The organism is Nocardioides sp., from assembly GCF_041913365.1.
Classification (GTDB): domain Bacteria; phylum Actinomycetota; class Actinomycetes; order Propionibacteriales; family Nocardioidaceae; genus Nocardioides.
Genome location: NZ_JAYSFM010000001.1, coordinates 1 through 17,516, shown reverse-complemented (window position 1 = coordinate 17,516; position 17,516 = coordinate 1). Strand labels below are relative to the sequence as shown.

General features: G+C 72.5%; 20 protein-coding genes and 1 pseudogene. 7 read left to right on the top strand and 14 right to left on the bottom strand.

Annotated elements, in window-relative coordinates:
• Window positions 1-10 precede the first annotated feature (10 nt).
• Window positions 11-718, top strand: a complete 708-nt coding sequence (locus tag ACE3QY_RS00105) for a ZIP family metal transporter (RefSeq protein ID WP_374453976.1) — start codon at window positions 11-13, stop codon at window positions 716-718.
• A 108-nt stretch (window positions 719-826) separates the two neighbouring features.
• On the opposite strand, the gene ACE3QY_RS00100 is transcribed toward ACE3QY_RS00105, so the two are convergent.
• Window positions 827-1,870, bottom strand: coding sequence for a DNA polymerase IV (locus tag ACE3QY_RS00100; protein WP_374453975.1), 1,044 nt, complete (start codon window positions 1,868-1,870; stop codon window positions 827-829).
• A gap of 45 nt (window positions 1,871-1,915) precedes the next feature.
• Window positions 1,916-2,746: a hypothetical protein gene (locus tag ACE3QY_RS00095; protein ID WP_374453974.1), complete on the bottom strand. Its 831-nt coding sequence runs from the start codon at window positions 2,744-2,746 to the stop codon at window positions 1,916-1,918.
• A 90-nt stretch (window positions 2,747-2,836) separates the two neighbouring features.
• Here ACE3QY_RS00095 and ACE3QY_RS00090 point away from each other — a divergent pair, with 90 nt between their 5' ends.
• Entirely contained in the window at window positions 2,837-3,079 is a 243-nt protein-coding gene (locus ACE3QY_RS00090) for a hypothetical protein (RefSeq protein ID WP_374453973.1), read from the top strand.
• A gap of 43 nt (window positions 3,080-3,122) precedes the next feature.
• Window positions 3,123-3,974 (top strand): GNAT family N-acetyltransferase, encoded by an 852-nt coding sequence (locus tag ACE3QY_RS00085; RefSeq protein WP_374453972.1) that lies wholly within the window; start codon window positions 3,123-3,125, stop codon window positions 3,972-3,974.
• 1 nt (window position 3,975) lies between these two features.
• On the opposite strand, the gene ACE3QY_RS00080 is transcribed toward ACE3QY_RS00085, so the two are convergent.
• The 8 genes from ACE3QY_RS00080 to ACE3QY_RS00045 are packed head-to-tail and all read right to left on the bottom strand — an operon-like array spanning window position 3,976 to window position 11,525.
• Complete coding sequence (locus ACE3QY_RS00080) at window positions 3,976-4,815, bottom strand: hypothetical protein (protein WP_374453971.1); 840 nt, start codon at window positions 4,813-4,815, stop codon at window positions 3,976-3,978.
• Window positions 4,808-5,155: a PadR family transcriptional regulator gene (locus ACE3QY_RS00075; RefSeq protein WP_374453970.1), complete on the bottom strand. Its 348-nt coding sequence runs from the start codon at window positions 5,153-5,155 to the stop codon at window positions 4,808-4,810. Before ACE3QY_RS00075 ends, ACE3QY_RS00080 begins: the two co-directional genes overlap by 8 nt.
• Window positions 5,156-5,196: 41 nt before the next feature.
• Window positions 5,197-6,393 carry a cysteine desulfurase-like protein gene (locus ACE3QY_RS00070; protein WP_374453969.1) on the bottom strand — a complete coding sequence of 399 codons (1,197 nt, stop codon included), beginning with the start codon at window positions 6,391-6,393 and terminating at the stop codon, window positions 5,197-5,199.
• Between the two features lie 10 nt (window positions 6,394-6,403).
• Window positions 6,404-7,426 carry a succinylglutamate desuccinylase/aspartoacylase family protein gene (locus tag ACE3QY_RS00065; protein WP_374453968.1) on the bottom strand — a complete coding sequence of 341 codons (1,023 nt, stop codon included), beginning with the start codon at window positions 7,424-7,426 and terminating at the stop codon, window positions 6,404-6,406.
• 41 nt (window positions 7,427-7,467) lie between these two features.
• On the bottom strand, window positions 7,468-7,893 hold the full coding sequence (locus ACE3QY_RS00060; protein WP_374453967.1) for a hypothetical protein: 426 nt from the start codon (window positions 7,891-7,893) through the stop codon (window positions 7,468-7,470).
• 45 nt (window positions 7,894-7,938) lie between these two features.
• Window positions 7,939-9,459, bottom strand: coding sequence for a carbohydrate-binding domain-containing protein (locus ACE3QY_RS00055; protein ID WP_374453966.1), 1,521 nt, complete (start codon window positions 9,457-9,459; stop codon window positions 7,939-7,941).
• A gap of 16 nt (window positions 9,460-9,475) precedes the next feature.
• On the bottom strand, window positions 9,476-10,588 hold the full coding sequence (locus ACE3QY_RS00050; protein ID WP_374453965.1) for a GtrA family protein: 1,113 nt from the start codon (window positions 10,586-10,588) through the stop codon (window positions 9,476-9,478).
• 4 nt (window positions 10,589-10,592) lie between these two features.
• Window positions 10,593-11,525, bottom strand: a complete 933-nt coding sequence (locus ACE3QY_RS00045; protein WP_374453964.1) for a phosphodiester glycosidase family protein — start codon at window positions 11,523-11,525, stop codon at window positions 10,593-10,595.
• A 125-nt stretch (window positions 11,526-11,650) separates the two neighbouring features.
• Here ACE3QY_RS00045 and ACE3QY_RS00040 point away from each other — a divergent pair, with 125 nt between their 5' ends.
• Complete coding sequence (locus ACE3QY_RS00040) at window positions 11,651-12,985, top strand: hypothetical protein (RefSeq protein ID WP_374453963.1); 1,335 nt, start codon at window positions 11,651-11,653, stop codon at window positions 12,983-12,985.
• Window positions 12,986-12,993: 8 nt separating this feature from the next.
• Here the strand turns inward: ACE3QY_RS00040 and ACE3QY_RS00035 are convergent, their stop codons facing one another.
• On the bottom strand, window positions 12,994-13,500 hold the full coding sequence (locus ACE3QY_RS00035) for an ATP-dependent zinc protease (protein ID WP_374453962.1): 507 nt from the start codon (window positions 13,498-13,500) through the stop codon (window positions 12,994-12,996).
• Window positions 13,501-13,549: 49 nt separating this feature from the next.
• Between ACE3QY_RS00035 and ACE3QY_RS00030 the strand changes: the two are divergent.
• Window positions 13,550-14,410, top strand: a pseudogene (locus ACE3QY_RS00030) (RimK family alpha-L-glutamate ligase); the annotation flags it as partial.
• Window positions 14,393-14,740 carry a cation:proton antiporter regulatory subunit gene (locus ACE3QY_RS00025; RefSeq protein WP_374454898.1) on the top strand — a complete coding sequence of 116 codons (348 nt, stop codon included), beginning with the start codon at window positions 14,393-14,395 and terminating at the stop codon, window positions 14,738-14,740. The pseudogene ACE3QY_RS00030 and the gene ACE3QY_RS00025, both read left to right, overlap by 18 nt.
• A gap of 1 nt (window position 14,741) precedes the next feature.
• On the opposite strand, the gene ACE3QY_RS00020 is transcribed toward ACE3QY_RS00025, so the two are convergent.
• Window positions 14,742-15,350: a nucleotidyltransferase domain-containing protein gene (locus ACE3QY_RS00020; RefSeq protein ID WP_374454897.1), complete on the bottom strand. Its 609-nt coding sequence runs from the start codon at window positions 15,348-15,350 to the stop codon at window positions 14,742-14,744.
• Between the two features lie 36 nt (window positions 15,351-15,386).
• Window positions 15,387-15,908: an SGNH/GDSL hydrolase family protein gene (locus tag ACE3QY_RS00015; RefSeq protein WP_374453961.1), complete on the bottom strand. Its 522-nt coding sequence runs from the start codon at window positions 15,906-15,908 to the stop codon at window positions 15,387-15,389.
• 81 nt (window positions 15,909-15,989) lie between these two features.
• On the opposite strand from ACE3QY_RS00015, the gene ACE3QY_RS00010 reads away from it, so the two are divergent.
• Window positions 15,990-16,772 (top strand): phosphotransferase, encoded by a 783-nt coding sequence (locus ACE3QY_RS00010; RefSeq protein WP_374453960.1) that lies wholly within the window; start codon window positions 15,990-15,992, stop codon window positions 16,770-16,772.
• A gap of 64 nt (window positions 16,773-16,836) precedes the next feature.
• On the opposite strand, the gene ACE3QY_RS00005 is transcribed toward ACE3QY_RS00010, so the two are convergent.
• Window positions 16,837-17,361: an HNH endonuclease signature motif containing protein gene (locus ACE3QY_RS00005; RefSeq protein WP_374453959.1), complete on the bottom strand. Its 525-nt coding sequence runs from the start codon at window positions 17,359-17,361 to the stop codon at window positions 16,837-16,839.
• Between the last annotated feature and the right edge of the window lie 155 nt (window positions 17,362-17,516).

The following is a 17,516-nucleotide window of genomic DNA, read 5'->3' as shown; positions in this document are numbered from 1 at the left end:
TCCTGAGCCCGTGATCGAGTCCCTCGGCTGGGGCGCGCTGGCCGCCAGCTCGCTGGTGGCGGGCGCCGTGCTGGCGCTCGTGCGCCGGTGGTCCACGGCGCTCGTCGGTCTCGTGCTGGGCTTCGGCGCCGGCGCACTGGTCGCCAGCGTGTCCTTCGAGCTTGCCGAGGAGGGCGTGCGCATCGGCAGTGCGTACGCCGTCGCCGCGGGCCTCGCGCTGGGCGGCGTCACCTACTTCGTGGCCGACCGGCTGGTGCAGCAGTGGGGCGGCCGGGATGGCGGCTCGTCGGCCGGCGCGCCCCTGGCCGTGGGGGCCTTCCTCGACGGCATCCCGGAGCAGGCCGTGCTCGGCATCGGCATCGCGTCCGGCGAGGGGGTCAGCGCGGCGCTGCTGGTCGCGATCTTCGCCTCCAACCTCCCGGAGGCGATCGGGTCGGCGGCCGACATGCGATCGGCCGGCCGCTCGCGGCGGTCGGTCCTGGGCCTGTGGACCGCGGTGGCCGTCTGCTGTGCCGCGGCCACGATGGCGGGTACGGCGCTCGCCGACGCCGTGTCCAGCGACGCCCAGGCCTTCGTCGACGGCTTCGCGGCGGGCGCGCTGCTGACCATGCTGATCGACTCGATGGTGCCGGAGGCCAAGGAGAAGGCGAAGGACTGGGCCGGGCTCGCGACCGTCGCCGGCTTCGCGCTCGCGGCCGGTCTCTCGCTGCTCGCCTGAGCGGGGCCGCCGAGGCCACACGTGTCCGAGATGTCGCCCTCCGCGACGTCGCTCGGGGGCAGTGTCGCGGACACGTGTGGGGGAGCCGCCCAACGTCCCGGACGTCGCTCAGTAGCCGCCCTCCGGGGGCACCATCTCCCCGCGCACGCCGAGCAGCCGGACGGGTCGCGGGTCGTCGAGGGCGAGGTAGAGCTCGTAGGCGGTGCGCGCGACCACGTCGACGTCGTACGTCGGCTCCGGCAGCTTGCGGATGCGGGTGAAGGTGAAGAACGGCGCGAACCGGATCTTGAGGTGCACCCGCTGGACCGCGCGCTCCTCCTTGCGTACGTCGTCGACGACGCGGGCCGCCAGCTCGGTGAGGGCGGCGAGGACCTCCTCGGCCGTGGTGAGGTCGGACTGGTACGTCGTCTCGCGGCCGTGCGCCCGCGCCACCCACGGGGTGTCGTCGGGGTGGGCCCGGCCGCCGCCGCGACCCAGTCGGCCGAGGTGGGGGCCGTTGGACGGCCCGAACGCGGCGACCAGCGCCTCCTCGTCGGCGCCGGCCAGGTCGGCGACGGTGCGGATGCCGATCACCTCGAGCCGCTTGCCGATCCGGGTGCCGACGCCCCAGAGCGCCGTGGTCGGGCGGTGGCCCATGACCTCCATCCAGTTGTCGCGGGTCAGTTGGAAGGTGCCCTGCGGCTTGCCGAAGTCGGTGGCGATCTTGGCCCGGACGAGGGTGTCGCCGATGCCGACCGAGCAGTGCAGGTCGGTCGCCTCGAGCACCGCCGCCTGGATCGAGCGCGCGGTGGCGAGCGGGTCGTCGGTCTCGACGCCGACGAACGCCTCGTCCCACCCGAGCACCTCCACGACCGCCCCGGGGGTGGCGCGCAGGGTCTCCATGACCCGGGCCGAGGCCTCCTCGTAGACCGGGAAGTCGACGGGCAGGAACACTGCGTCGGGCGAGCGCCGCCGCGCGATCTTCAGCGCCAGCCCGCTGCGCACGCCGTGGGCGCGCGCCTCGTAGGACGCGGTCGAGACGACCGCCCGCTCGGTCGGGTCACCTCTCCCGCCCACGACCACCGGCTTGCCGACCAGCTCGGGCCGGCGCAGCAGCTCGACGGCGACGAGGAACTGGTCCATGTCGACATGGAGCACCCAGTGGCGGGACACCTCGCCATTGTGGCCGAGCGGTCCGACACCGCGGTCGTACGTTGCTCAGCGGGCGGCGCGGTGCATCCGGACCACGCTCATCGGGTTGCTGTCGTGGGGCGGGAAGGTCGCGAAGACCGCGGGGAGGTGCGGGTCGAAGGTGCGGCCCTCCATCTCCACGACCCGGACCCCGCGCGAGGCGAGCAGGGTGAGGGTGCGAGCGAGGGCGGCCGCGACGAGGTGCTGCCCGTCGGGCTCGTCGACGCGCGGCGTCTCGGCGAGCACCCGCACGATCCCGTCCTCGGCCGGCTCGCTGAACACCAGGCTCAGCGCCACCACCCGGCCGCCGCGCAGCACCACGCTCGACACCCCGTGGTCGACGTAGGTCCCGAGTCCGGCGGACGCCGCGGCGACGTCGGCGCGCGGGCGCAGCGGGCCGATCATCTCGTGGGCCCAGACGTAGTAGTCGACCCACGCCTCCTCGAGGTCGGCCTCCGGGACCCCGTCGGTGCCGACCGCGACCGACCCGTCCGGCACCGGCTGGTCAGCGCACCACGCGGCCCACGCCGCGGTGACCGGGTCGGCCTGCGGTGCCGGGCACAGCTCGACCAGGTCGTGCCCGATCGACGCGGCGAACCCAACCGCATCGGTGTCGGCGTGCAGGAGGCGGCAGACCAGCGCCTCCTCCGGCGGCACCGCCTCGTCCAGCGCGGTCCAGAGCGCGGTGCCGATGCCCTCGCGCCGCCGCGCGCTGTTGACCTGCACCTCGCAGAAGCGCTCGCACTCGAACAGCTGCACCGGCCGGGCGGTGGCGTGGCCGACCAGGGCGTCGGCGTCCCACGCCTCGACCCGGACCACCCCGTCGGCGGAGACGTCGCGGATCTCGGGGAAGGCCATGCACGGAGCATCCTCCGGTCAGGCCGATCCGTCACCTGCCCACCCCTCGGGGCGGGCCGCGGCCGCGAGGGTCGGCGTACGGTCGCGAGCATGAGCGACCGACCCACCGACGAGCCCAGCGACCCGGACGCGTACGCCGAGCACCCGGAGGAGTCGGTCTTCCCCGGCGCCGGCAAACGGGTCAACGACGAGGACCGGCAGCGCGCCCTCGACGCCGAGCCGGACGGCAACGCGACCGTCGGCGACACCGTCGACACCGACGCCCTCGACTCCCGCGCGCACGAGCAGGGTCCGGGCTCGGAGGAGGTCGTCGAGCAGGTGCGCGAGGACTGAAAAGCAGGGGCGCGGACGCGGTCGGCACTGCCACAGTGCGGCCATGATCCCCGAGCGCCTCGGCGCGTACGACGCCCTGCCGCGGATGCAGGCCCTCGCCTCGGACCTCTGGTCGCACCGGTCGCGCCACCACCCCGGCCAGCTCGCGTGGTCCGCGGCCTACGGCGAGCCGGAGGTGCTCGACCTCGGCCCGGCCTTCCTGCTCGACGATGCGTGGGCCTGGTTGGAGTCGCGCGACTGGCTGGAGGCCTGCGGCACCAATTCGGCTGCTGTCGACGCGGTCGTCACCGCGGCGCTGGCGGAGTCCGACGACGAGGTCACCACCAGCACGCTGGAGACCGAGCAGGTCGTCCTCGAGGTGCTCGAGCAGCACGGCTTCGCGGAAGTCGAGAGCCCGTGGTTCACGCACCACCACCTCGACCTCGCCGACCTGCCGCCGGTGGTCCTCCCCGAGGGGTACGCCGTCCGCGCGGTGCGTCCCGACGAGCACGACCGGCGGGCAGCCGTGCACCGCGCCGCCTGGTCGCCGACGTCACGGGTGACCGCGGCGGCCTACCAGCGCCTGATGAAGACCCCGCCCTACCGCCCCGAGACCGACCACGTCGTCATCGCACCCGGCGGCGCGTGGGTGGCGTCCTGCTGCGTGTGGCTCGACGCCGCGACCGGAGTCGCCCTCGTCGAGCCCGTCGGCTGCGTCGAGGAGCACGGCCGCCGGGGCCTGGCCACCGCCGCGTCGGTCTCGGCGCTCACCGCGGCCCGCGACCTCGGCGCCACGGAGGGCCTCGTCTGTCCCCGCGGGGACGACGACTACCCGGCGCCCGCGCGGCTCTACCGCGGGATCGGCTTCGAGCCCGGCGCGCGCACCCGCACGTACCGCTGGCGGCGCGACGCCTGAGTCATCCTGCCCGGAGGTGTCGGTACTTCCGGTGCTCGGCGACGGCGAGCCACCCGAAGCCGAGGAGCAGTCCGACGTTCGACCAGTGCGGCTCGTCGACGAGCGGGATCACGTTGAGAAGGGACAGCGCACCCAGGAACGCCGCCGTGAAGAGGCTGCGGCGGGCGAGGTCCGGCGCGAACCGGGCGGCGTACTCCCTCGGCGTGCCGAACTCGTCGGACATCGAACGGCCGGACTCGGCGACGTGGGCACTCGCCTCGGCCACGATGTCGCGCACACGCGATCCCGACAGGGAGTAGTCGGTCCGGAGGATCTCGGTGAGCTCCGCCGACCAGCGCAGGTCTGCCGGCAGGTCTGCGGGAGGGGCGCTCCGTCGGTGGCGTCGGCTCCAGACGGCCAGCCCGAGCCCGCTGCCCATCCCGATGACGAGCGAGATCAGCAGGATCCGTGCTCCGGAGGACGCATCGAGGTCGCCACGCACGAGCTGCACGACGGCGAACAGGACGGCGTACGCCGCTGAGAGGACCGTGCCGAGCCGGAGCGCCTCGGGCCACGTCGTCCGGGTGAGTGCGATCAGCGTGAGCCTGCCCTCGGACGACCACTCGTCGTAGAGCGCCGCCGCATGCTGGCTCGCGTCCCCGAAGAGCGCCGAGGGTGACTCGCCGCTCGTCCGGACCACCGCGAGCGCCTGCTCGAGGCCGTCGCGGATGAGGTCCGGATCGACGTCGCGCATCATCAGCGACCAGGAGACGCCGAAGGCCCAGACGCCGTCCATGTCGTCGCCGCGGACCGAGTCGAACGCGTCGATCGTCGCCGCCAGTGGTGTCGTCTGCTCAGCCATTCCGGATCGCCCCCGTGCTCATCGTCGTCAGCGTCTCTCCCAGCTCGCGCCAGGAGGCGAGCTCGCGGTCCAGCCGGTCACGCCCGGCGGACGTGAGGTCGTACTCCCGGCGTCCCGGGCCACCGCTGCCCTCGACCCAGGCGGCCGCCACGTCGCCGGCCTCCTCGAGCCGGTTGAGGACCGGGTAGAGCGAGCCGCCCTTGAGCAGCCCGAAGCCGTGCGCAGCCAGCGCCTGCGCGATGGCGTAGCCGTGGAGCCGCCCGTCGGTGAGGCTCGCCAGGACGGCGAGGTCGAGGGCGGCGCGGACCCACGGGGTCGGCCAGTTCGCTGTGTCGCTCATGTATCTAAGTACAGCACGTATCTAGATACGAGCGCAAAGCGTCAGGCGATGGCGTCGGCGAGCCCCTCGAGCAGCCGGTCGACGTCGGAGTCATCGGTGTAGGCCGCGAGCCCGATCCTGAGGCCGGCGTCCACCGGCAGTCCGAGGGCGCGGAAGGTCTCGTAGGCGTAGAACGTGCCGGCCGGGACGAGCACGTCCTGCTTGGCCAGGAGCTCGTGGACGTCCGACGGCCGGCGGTCGCGCAGCGTGACGAAGAGCGTCGAGGTGCGGTCGGCCGCGCGCGAGTGGAGCGTGAGGTGGTCACCGAGGGCGGCAAGTCCGTCCTCGATCCGGACCCGGAGCCGCAGCTCGTGCTCGGCGACCAGGGCCGCTGCCGAGACGAGTCGCTCGCGGCGCGAGGTGCCCGTGCCGAGCGAGGCGATCAGGTCGATCGCCGCGGTCGCGCCGGCCAGCAGCTCGTAGGGGAGGGTGCCGAGCTCGAAGCGCTCGGGCACCGCGTCGGTCGACGGCACGAGCTTGTCGGGCCGGAGCGTCTCGAGCAGCGCGGGGTCGGCGACGAGCGCGCCGCAGTGCGGGCCGAAGAACTTGTAGGGCGAGCACACGACCAGGTCGGCGCCCATCGTGGCGATGTCGGGGGCAGCGTGGGCCGCGTGGTGGACGGCATCGACGTACACCAGCGCGCCGACCTCGTGCGCCCGCGCGGCGACCGTCGCCACGGGTGAGCGGGTGCCGAGCAGGTTGGACGCCGCGGTGAGGGCGACCAGCCGCGTCCGTGAGGTGATCACGTCCAGAGAGGACAGGTCGAGCTCGCCGGTCTCGGGCACGAGGCGCAGCCACTTCACCGCGACGCCGGCCCGCTCGGCCGCCTGCACCCACGGCCGCACGTTGGAGTCGTGGTCCAGCTCGCACACCACGACCTCGTCGCCCGGCGACCAGGTCTTCGCCAGCGTGCGGGAGAAGTCGTACGTCAGTGCCGTCGCGCTGCGGCCGTGGACCACCCCGCCGGGCACCCCGCCGAGCAGGTCGGCGATGGCGGACCGGAAGCCGGCCACCGCCTCCTCGGCGTTGCGCTGGCTGAGGGTCCCGGACCCGCGCTGCGACAGCGGGCCGGTCAGGGTCCGGGCGATCGCCTCGCCGACCACGGTCGGCGTCTGGGTGCCGCCCGGGTTGTCGAAGTGGGCGATGCCGGAGGCGAGGGAGGGGAAGCCCGCACGGAACGCGGCGACGTCGAAGGCCATGCGGGGAACGCTAGTTGGCGATGTGCACGACCGCGTCGCCGGAGTTCACGAGCGGTGCCTCGGTGCGGCCGATCACGATGCCGTCGCGGTTGGCGTAGACCGCGCGGAGGGTCCGGCCGTTGGAGTCGAAGAGGGTGCCGAGGCGCTCGCCGTCGCTGACCTTCTGGCCGAGGTGCGCGTCGAGGTGGAGGATCCCGGTGCGACGGGCCCGCACCCAGCCGCTGGAGCGGCACTCCAGGCTCGGCTCGACGGGGGGCTCGTCGACGGGCTCGGTCATGCCGAGCGCGGCCAGCACCCGGCGTACGCCGACGACGCCGGCCTCGACGGCGTAGTCGTCGAAGCGCAGCGGCTCACCGGCTTCGTAGAGCAGCACCTTCGCGCCCTGCTCGCGGGCGGCGTGGCGCAGCGAGCCGTCGCGGATCTTGGCGTGCAGCATCACCGGTGCCCCGAAGGCAGCGGCGAGCTCGCGGGTGCGCTCGTCGTCGAGGTCGGCCCGGACCTGCGGCAGGTTGCTGCGCCGGTCGGATCCGGTGTGGAGGTCGATGCCGACCTCGCAGCCCGCGACGATCTCGCGCATGAAGAGGTGGGCGATCCGGCTGGCGAGCGAGCCGCGGGCCGAGCCCGGGAACGACCGGTTGAGGTCGCGCCGGTCGGGGAGGTAGCGGTCGCCGGTCATGAAGCCGAGGACGTTGACGATCGGCACCGCGACCAGCGTGCCCCGGAAGGTCTTGGGGTCGAGCCCGGCCATCACCTGGCGGATCACCTCGATGCCGACGACCTCGTCGCCGTGGATGGCGGCGTCGATCCACACGCGCGGGCCGTCCTCGCGGCCGTGGACGACGCGCACCGGCAGCGTCACGTCGGCGCCCGTGACCAGGCGGGTGATCGGCAGCTCGATCGCGCGCAGCGACCCCGCCCGGATCCGGACGGTGCCGATGGCGAACGACTCGCGCGCCACTACCGGGACCTGCGGGGAGCGGCGGAGGTGGTCACCCTGCTCAGGGTAGTGGCGGAGCAGGACCCACCCCGGCACCTCTCGGGGGGTGAGGTGGCCGGGGTGGGTCGGTCTGGGGGTCAGCTGTTCTGGGTGGACCCGGAGGTCGAGCTGTCCGAGTCGCTGCCCGAGTCGGTGTCGGGCTGGCCGTCGCCGTCGAAGTCGGGCTGCTGGCCGGTGGTGCCGCCCTGCCCGTCGGTGGTGCCGCCCTGGTCGCCGGGCGGACCCCCCATCTGGCCGCCCATGCCGCCGGGCCCGCCGGGGAAGTCGCCCCGGTCGCCCCAGCCCTGCTGCTGCGTCGTGCCGGTCGTGCCGGTGCTCTCGGAGCCGTGGTCGCCGACGGCGTACCCGGCTCCGAAGCCGGCGCCGCCGATCGCGAGCCCGGCCACCACCGCGCCGGCCACCATCGTGCGGCGGCCGCGGGCGGCGCGCCACGAGCGGGTGCGGGCGGGCGGCTCGGGGCTGGCAGTTCCGGGGTCTGTGGCGGTGTCGGGTGTGTCGTTCATGGTGTGTCCTTCGGGTCCTGGTGTGGGGGTGGTCTGGGTCATGGCTCAGCCGCCCATCGGGCCGCCGTGGCCACCTGCGGGTGCGTCGCCCGCGGTGACCGTGGTCGCGGTGCCGTCGACGGTGACGGTGTAGGTGTCGCCCTGGGTGAGGTCGGCGGAGGAGTAGACGACCGAGGCGAAGTCCTTCTCGACCGTGTACGTCGCCACCTCGGCGCCGTCGGCGTCGGTGATCACGACCTCCGAGCCCGCGGTCGCGGTGGCGGGGAGGGCGGTGGCGATCCAGCCCTGGGCAGGGGCAGAGTCGGTCGAGGGGGCGACCATCATCCCGGCGCTGCCGACGGCGAGCAGGGTGCCGCCGCTGACGTCGAAGGTGCCGTTGACGTCGAGCGCGCCGTTGCCGTCGGTCGTCGGTCCGTAGACCACGATGTCGCCGCCGGTGATCGTCGCGGAGCCGTTGGAGTCCAGTCCGTCGCCGCTGGCCCAGACCTCGAGCGTGCCGCCGTTGACGTACAGCTGGAGCGAGTCGTCGGCCTGCATCTCGCCGCCGGGCTGGCCGTCGGTCGCGGCACTGTCGTCGGACGACGAGACGTTGACGCCGTCGTCGGCCGAGTGCAGCTCGACGTCACCGTCGTCGATGATGATCGTCGAGCCCTCCATGGCCTCGTTGGAGCCGGCGACGTCGACCGTGCCGCCGGACACGAGCACCTGGACGCCCTTGATGCCGTCGTCCTGCGACGTCACGGCGAGCTCGCCGCCCTCGATGAGCACGAAGCCGGCGCCGGCGTCCTCGGTGTTGTCGGACTTGAAGGCGTCGTCGGTCGCGTCGACGGTGACGGTGCCGTCGCTGAGGACGAGGTAGTCCTTGCCGATGATGCCGTCGTCGACGGAGGTGACCTCGATCGTGCCGCCGGTGATCACCAGGCCGTCCTTGCCGACGATGCCGTTGTTGCTGTTGCCGGTCACGGTGAGCGACCCGCTGCCGCCGATGGTGAGGTCCGCGGTGGAGTAGAGGGTGCCGGTGGGTGCGTCCTCGGACGTGTCGGCGTACGTCGTCGCGTCGGTCAGCGAGTTGTCGCTCCCGTCGGCGAGCACCACGACCACCGACTCGGCGTCGACGACGTCGATGGCGGCCGAGGACTCGGAAGTGACCGAGGCGTCGTCCAGCACGAGGCGTACGACACCATCGGCGGCGCTGTCCACGACGACCTGGCCGGTGAGGTCGCCGGTCAGGACGTAGGTGCCGGCCGCGGAGATCGTCACCGTGCCGTCGGCGGTGCTGACCGCGTCGCTGTCGGACTCGGCGCTCGACCCGGACAGCGTGACCGTGGTGGCGTCGGCCTCGTCGTAGGAGGTGTCGCCGGTCTCGACCGCGACGTCGTCGGCGAGCGCGCCGTCGACCGTGGTCGCGTCCGTGGTGGAGACGGAGCTGGACGAGCTCGAGGTGGTGGACGTGCCGGTGGTGGTCGTGTCGCTGGCGACGGAGGCGCCGCACCCGGCGAGGAGCAGGGCGGCTGCGGCGCCGGCGAGAGCCTGGCGGATCCGGGCCGGTCGGGAGGGGAGGCGCATGGAGTGCGGCCTTTCGTCAGTGGTTGGTGAGGTCGATCGTGCTGGCGCCACCTGTCCGGGGCGTGGGCTCTCCTTGTGTGCCTGCTGTGAGGTTCCGGTGGGACCGGAAGACGTACGTCCGCTGCGCCGCGAAGCTCGTCGGGACCAGCGCCAGCTCGGTCAGCACCTTGGCCGGGAGCAGGGCGAGACCCAGGACGGTGAGGCCGCTGAGCAGCAGGTAGTTGAGGGCGAGCAGGCAGGTGGCGAGGACGGCGTAGCGCCGCACCGCACGGCCGGTGCGGACACGGTGCTCGCCGTCGAAGACCAGACGCCGATTGACCACGAAGTTGACCCCTGCGCTGGTGAGCCGCGCGCCGACGACGGCGACGAGGAGGTCGCCGGTCAGGGCCCGAAGCACGAGCAGGGCGACCGTGTCGACGGCGAAGGCCGCGAGCGCCGAGGTCAGGAAGGCCAGCAGCGGCAGGTAGACCCGCAGGGAGTCCACGACGGGACGGAAGTGGGACGAGCTGTTGTCGTCGAGGTAGATCGTCGCGATCGGCACCTGGTCGAGCGCGATGCCCGCCCGGCCGGCGTGCAGCAGCACCTGGAGCTCGTACTCGTAGCGCTCGCCGGGCACCGTGCCGGCCCAGCCGAGGAGGTGCGCGGGGAGGCCGCGCAGGCCGGTCTGGGTGTCGGCGACCCGGGTCCGCGTCGCGGCGGCGAACAGCCAGCGGGTGACGGTGTTGCCGACCCGGCTGCGCAGCGGGACGTGGCCGTCGAAGGTGCGGGTGCCGAGCACCACCCGCCGCGCGGCGGGGTCCTCGAGGAGGCGCTCGCCCACGGCGACGATGTCGGCCAGGGCGTGCTGCCCGTCGGCGTCGGCGCACACGACCGGCGAGCCCGGTCTCGTCGCGGCCACGTGGGCGAAGCCCGCCTTGAGGGCGGCGCCCTTGCCGCTGTTGACGGGGAGAGTGACGACGTCGGCGCCGACCGTCCGTGCCCGCGCGAACACGTCGTCGTACGCCCCGCCGGAGCCGTCGTCGACGACCACGAGCGCCCAGCCGGGGCGGGCGGCGCGCACGTCACCGAGGGTGCGGAGGAGGGCCGGTCCGGGGCGGTACGCCGGGACCAGCAGCGTCGGGGCGACCACGCGGTCAGCCCTTGACGTAGAGGATGTCGGAGGTGCCGCGCTCGCCGCCGTTGCTGGGGCGGTTGACCACCTCGCCGTCGAAGAACATCGTCGAGGAGCCGCCGCCGTCGATGTTGTAGGCGGTCACCGCGCCGAGTCCCCTCATCAGGGTCGCAAGCTCGGTCATCGACGCGCCGGCGCTGTAGCCGGTCGACCGGCCGTCGACGACGACGAGCAGCAGGTGGTTGTCCTCGACCACGCCGATCGCAGTGCGCGGCTGGTCGCCCTGGATCGAGTGGTTGCCGAAGTTGGTGTCGACCTCGACCTCGTCGATGCCGTCGATCACCTGGCCGTCCGCGACGAGCGCGGGGCCGAAGGAGAGGGTGTTCCAGACACCGTCGGCGACGAGCGTGCCGGCGTCGGTCGCGGTCTCGTCGTAGAGCTCCACGCGGCCGTCGCGGTAGAACGCCAGCCCCTCGCGGGTGCCCTCGTCGCGGTAGGCGACGCCGTTGCGGACGACGATGCCGGTCTCGCGGAAGCCGTAGTAGTCGCCGTTGATCGCGAGGATCGCGCCGTTCTGCTCAGCGATGTCGGAGGTCTCGTCGACGATGTTGGTGCCGAAGGCGTCGCCGGCGAAGGCCGAGCGCAGCACGGTCGCGTCGCTCAGCACGAGGTCGGCGACGAAGTAGGTCACCGTGGCGTCGCCCGTCCCGGTGCTGACCTCGCGGACGGTGATCGACGTGCCGTCGGCGCTCCAGCCGTCGTCGGTCCGCACGGCCTGCGAGGTGTCGAGCTCGGTGCCGTCGCTGCCCTGGCTCGCCTCGTACGCCGACACGTCGGCGACCTCGACGTGGTCGAGGACGTAGCGGTCGAGGGCCCACGCGCCGGTGCCGGTCGTGAGGGTGAGGGTGGTGAGGCCGCCCACGAGGAAGGCGCGGCGGGAGGGTCGGTTCGGCATGGGTGCGACGGTGACCGGCCCGCCTGTCCGCCCGCTGTGCTGCGCCCAGCCGTCAGGTGTGACAACTTCGGGGGTTCCGGGCGCGTCTCCCTCCCGTCCTCCCGATCCCGACCGAAGGAGCTGCCGTGCGACCGCTGCCGCTGCTGGCCACCGGCCTGCTCACCGCCACCCTGCTGAGCACCACCACCGCGCCGACGTACGCCGCGGGGGAGACGTGCCAGGGGCGGCCGGCCACGATCGTGGGACAGCCGCTGCAGTCCCCGCTCCTCGGGACGGAGGGGCCGGACGTCGTCGTCACCAACGGCGCGATCCGCGTGGACACGCTCGGGGGCGACGACCTGGTCTGCGTCACCGACGCGGACCGGCCGGGTGTGCTGACCCTGCGCACCGGGGCGGGCGACGACGTGGTGGACGCCTCGGCGTCGGGGTCCTGGATCGACGCGGAGCTGGGCAGCGGCTCCGACCACTACACCGCCTCCACCGGCCGGGACTCCGTGGAGCTCGGGTCCACCGACGGACCCAGCCGCATCGACCTCGAGGCCGACACGGTCGTCGCCACGACGGGCGTGCGGCCGGGCCAGTCCGGCGACGAGTACGCCTCCGGCATGCTCGACATCGCCAACCCCGACGTCCTGGACCTCGCCGGGGACGGTCACACGATCCGCTGGGGTGGGACGCAGGCCGCGGGGTCACGCGTCGCGGTCGGCACCTCGGCGACGCTGCTGCCAGACCTCGGCCTCGGCGACGTGGTGATCGACGCAGCCAACAGGTCGTGGACCGAGGACGGCGCTCCGGTGCTCGCGTGGTCGGGTGACATCGTCCGCTTCGAGGTGGGCCCCGGCGCGCCGGAGTCGCTGTCCATCATGGGCAGTGACCGCGACGAGTACGTCGGCGTCTTCCTGAGCCGCGGTGCCCGGACGGTCGAGCGCTACGCCCTCGGCGGTGGCAGCGACGTCCTGGTCTCGCAGGACGGTGCCGGCCGGCGCGGCAGCGCGTACGTCGGCGGCCCGGGCGAGGACTCGATCGACCTGTGGGCTGGCAAGCGGCTCGACCTCGACCTGGCCAGGGGCCGGCTCGAGAACCGCATCTTCGGCCAGACCCATCGCAGCATCTTCCGTGGATGGGACCACGTGCGCGTCGGGGCGAAGAAGATGACCGTCCTCGGCACGAGGAAGGCCGACGACCTCCGCTTCTACGCCTGCACGGCGACCATCCGCGGCCGCGCCGGCAAGGACTCGCTGGAGTCGCACCGCACCGGTGACGACGGCGACCTGCTCGACTGCGACGCTCGGCGGTCGAGGATCCGGATCCACGGCGACGGCGGGAACGACACGATCTCGGGCTCTCGCGGCAAGGACCTGCTGGTCGGGGGTCCGGGGCGCGACACCGTCAACGGCAACGCCAACCGCGACCGGTGCAGCGGCGAGAAGCTGAAGAGCTGCGAGATCAGGCTGCGCTGACGCGCGGGCTACTTGCCCCAGTTCTTCCGGCGCACCGCGCGGCGCGGCTTGCCACCGGCGTACGACCGCGAGGAGTCGACGAGGAAGCCGCGCTCGAGGGCCTCGCGGCCGATCAGCATCCGGAAGCCCATCTCGTCACGGTTGCTCAGCGTCATGACCGTGGTGATGGTGCGGCCGGCGAGGACGACGTCGAGAGCGACGGCGTAGCGCAGCTCGGTCTGCCCGTTGCTGGAGCGGACCTCGCGCCGGTCGAGCACCGGCAGGCTGAGCTCGTGGGCCTCCTCGTCGGAGCGCTGCCACGGGTGGATGGAGAAGCGCACCCACTCCTGGCCGTCCTGCTCGAACACCTCGAGGTCGAAGGCGTGGATCGAGGACGAGCGTGCCCCGGTGTCGATCTTGGCCTTCACCCACGGCACGTCGGCCTGGGGGAGCGAGACCCACTCGCGCCACCCCACGACCACCTGCTCGGGGGTCGACTCGTCCGGTGAATCGGGCGGGGTCGGTGTAGAGGACACCGCGCCATCCTGTCAGGGCCGGTGCACGGGGGTGGTTGTATGGCTCCCCATGAAGCTCGCCATCCTCTCTCGGGCACCGCGCTCCTACAGCACGCAGCGGCTGCGCACCGCCGCGCTGGATCGCGGGCACGACGTCAAGGTGCTCAACACGCTGCGGTTCGGCATCGACCTCTCGGGCGACGAGCCCGACCTGCTCTTCCGCGGCAAGCAGCTCTCGACGTACGACGCCGTGCTGCCGCGCATCGGCAACTCGATCACCTACTTCGGCACCGCCGTCGTGCGGCAGTTCGAGCAGATGGACGTCTACACCCCCAACACCAGCTACGGCATCACCAACAGCCGCGACAAGCTGCGCGCGACGCAGATCCTGTCCCGCCACGAGATCCCGATGCCGGCGACCACCTTCGTGCGTGACCGCGCCGACGTGATCCCCGCGATCGAGCGCGTCGGCGGTGCGCCGGTCGTGATCAAGCTGCTCGAGGGCACCCAGGGCATCGGCGTGATCCTCGCCCCGACCATCAAGGTCGCCGAGGCGATCATCGAGACGCTCCAGAGCACCCGGCAGAACGTGCTCATCCAGCGCTTCGTCAAGGAGAGCAAGGGCCGCGACATCCGCGCGCTCGTCGTCGGCGACCGCGTCGTCGCGGCGATGCGGCGCGTCGCGCAGGGTGACGAGTTCCGCTCCAACGTGCACCGCGGGGGCAGCGTCGAGCCGGTCGAGCTCGACGAGGAGTTCGAGCGCGTGGCCGTGCGCTCCGCGCAGATCATGGGCCTGCGCGTCGCGGGCGTCGACATGCTCGAGGGCCGCAAGGGACCGCAGGTGATGGAGGTGAACTCCTCGCCCGGCCTGGAGGGCATCGAGACCGCGACGAAGCTCGACGTCGCCGGCGCGATCATCGACTACATCGACAACCAGGTCGCCTTCCCCGACATCGACGTACGCCAGCGGCTCACCGTCTCGACGGGCTACGGCGTCGCCGAGATCGTCGTGCACGGCGGCTCGGACATGGTCGGCAAGAAGCTCGGCGACTCCGGCCTCGACGAGCGCGACATCACCGTGCTCACCCTCCACCGCGGCCCGCACGTGATCCCCAACCCGCGCAACAAGACCGTCCTCGAGGGTGAGGACCGCCTCCTCTGCTTCGGCAAGCTCGAGGAGATGCGCTCGATGATCCCCGACCGCAAGCAGAAGCGCGTGCGCCGCCTGATGAAGAAGCACCTGCCGCCGGAGAGCAGCTGACTCAGAGGGCGTCCACCCACGGGTGTCCTGCGTGCGCCGTGGCCAGGGCGTCTCGCAGCCATCCCCGGCGAGCGGGCTCGAGCAGGTGCGCGGCCGCGTCGAAGTCAGCCTGGTCCTGCGGACGGAGTGCGCGCGCCTTGTGGAGCAGCTGGACCTCCGGGCGGAGGTACGAGACGCCGTCGCGCTCCCAGAAGATCTCCTCGACGGGCAGGCGGATGCGGCTGTCCCGCTTGTAGGTCCACATCGACGCCCCGAGCTCCATCAAAATGACGTCGTACTCCCACGAAGAGGAGCCGTCACGGCGCAGCCAGAGGTTCTCGCAGGTCTCCGTCAACGACTCCGAGTCGCCGACCAGCGGCCGCAGGGTGCCATCGTCGGCCTGCCACACGTCGAGTCGACCCGACAGGTGCCGACGCAGGTCGTCGACGTCGGAGCGCGGGATGCTGGGGTCCACGTCACCGTGTGGGCGCGCGACGCCGGTGAACGCCTCGATGGCCCATCCGCCGGCGATCCACCACCGCCCTGCGTACCCCTCGAACAGCTCGACGACGTCCTGCGGGGTCCGGGCTCGCCACGGGCCGTACAACCGGACGATCTCGTCGTGGTCCATCACGCGGGAGACCCTAGGCGGGACCGACCACGTACGTCAGGCGCCCCCACGCACCGCTTCGGCGATCGCGGGCAGGACCACTTCGTAGCCCCGTCCGCTCAGGTGCACGCCGTCGCCGGCGAACGCGTCAGCACCGAGCGGTGCGATGACCTGGTCGGTGCGGAGGAGGTGGGCGCCGGCCTGGACGCAGGCGGACCCTGCGGCCTCCCGGTACCGGTCGAGGACCGCGTTCGTGCGATCGCCCGAGCCCGACAAGCGCGACTCCTCGACTCCTGGCGGTGCGACGCAGACCCATCGGCGTGCGGGCATCGACTCCATGCAGCCGAGCAGGGCTTGCGCGAAGGTCGTCACCGGGATCCACTTCCAGGGCGCGGCGTCATTCGTGCCGACAGACACCACGACCAGGTCGTCCTGGGTGACCATCGCCCCGTCCGCCTGCGCGAGGAGATCGAGCGAGGTGGCCCCGCCCACCGCCGCGTTACGGACATCCTGGCCGACCACCGGCAGGTCGCGCCGGACCCTCGCAAGATGGCTGTCGCCGAGCAACACGATGCGCATGGCGCCACGCTAGACGGGGACGCATGAGGCTCCGCCAAACCCCGTGGCGTCCCAGCCGGTGCCCGTGCAAGGGTCGCCGCCATGGCGGACGACGAGGCTCTGAACCGGGCGGCAGAGGTGAACGAGCAGTCCCGCCACGTCGAGCTGGCGGACGAGACCGTCACGCGACCTGCTGGACCCCACACCCCGACCGTGCACTCGTTCCTGCGCCACCTGCGCGCACAGGGCCTGGACTGCGTCCCCGAGCCCGTGTCGCTGGATGGCAACACCGAGGCGCTCCGCTTCATCGAGGGCGACAGTGGTGGCGCCGGCTGGAAGCACCAGCACGACGAGCGAGGACTGCGGTCGGCGGCGCAGCTCCTCCGGCTCATCCACGACGCCTCCGCTGGCTGGGCCCCACCTGACGATGCCGTCTTCAGCGCGCCGGTGGCCGAGGGCGGCGAGGTCTTCGTCAACGGCGATCCCGGCCCCTGGAACTTCGTGTGGCGAGATGGGGAGGCCGTCGCGCTCATCGACTGGGACTTCCTCCACTGGGCACCCCGGCGCAGTGATGTCGCCTACGCCCTCAGGTGGTTCGCCCCGATGCGGGACGACGACGCGGCCCTGGGGTGGCACCACTTCCCGAAGGTGCCCGATCGGCGAGCACGCATCGACGCCTTCCTCGACGCCTACGGGATGCCGGCCGACTTCGACGTCACCGACGCCGTGGTGTCCCGCGTCCGCCACACGATCGACCACATGCACTTCCTGGCAGACCAGGGTCAGGAACCCCAGAAGACCTGGGTCGCCGAGGGCGCCATGGAGAAGGAGGACCTGGCCGAGATCGCGTGGATCGAGGAGAACAGGTCACTGTTCTCCGAATGACCTCGTCAGTATGGACATGCCTGTCGCCCCGCCATCGTGGTGACTGGCGGGGTGTGGGGCGGGGTCATCGTCGCTCGGGTGGGTCCGGGTCGATCGGGCTCGTGCCGTGGCGGTCGCGTCGGTAGCGGTGGCCGTGGGGGCTGGTCCAGTCGAACACTCCGGGCGCGACCATCCGGTAGGTCCAGGCGGAGTGGGTCTTCAACCTGTGGTGGAACCGGCACAGGCACGCCAGGTTGCTCGATGTGGTCGGGCCGGGCTGTGGCCGGCCTTCGGCTTCCGCCTCGTGGTCGTACTCGACGATGTGGTCGACGTCCGCGCGGCGGGCCGGCCGAGAGCAGTGTGGGAACACGCAGGTGCGGTCCCGCAGGATGATCTGTTCGCGGATCCGGGCCGGGATCTCGTAGCCCGGCGCGGTCAGCTCGGCGTTGAGGTCGATGACCGGCTTGATGGTCACCTTCGTGTGGGTGTCGGCGCACCAGGCCTTGACCTGGCCGAGCAGCACCAGCCGCTGGCCTTCCTCGATGTGGCCGGTGGGACCGAACACGGTGGTCTGGCCGGTGGTGGTGGCCTGGAAGTGGGCGTGGATCACCACCTCCCGGGCAGCAGGACTGGCGGGTCGGCCCGACACCTGGTCGGGTCTCGATACGCCGGCTCGTTCCTCACCGGCTACTCGACCACCTTGGGAGTCGTCACCGGCTACTCGACCACCTTGAGGATCCTCACCGGCTGCTCGACCACCTATCT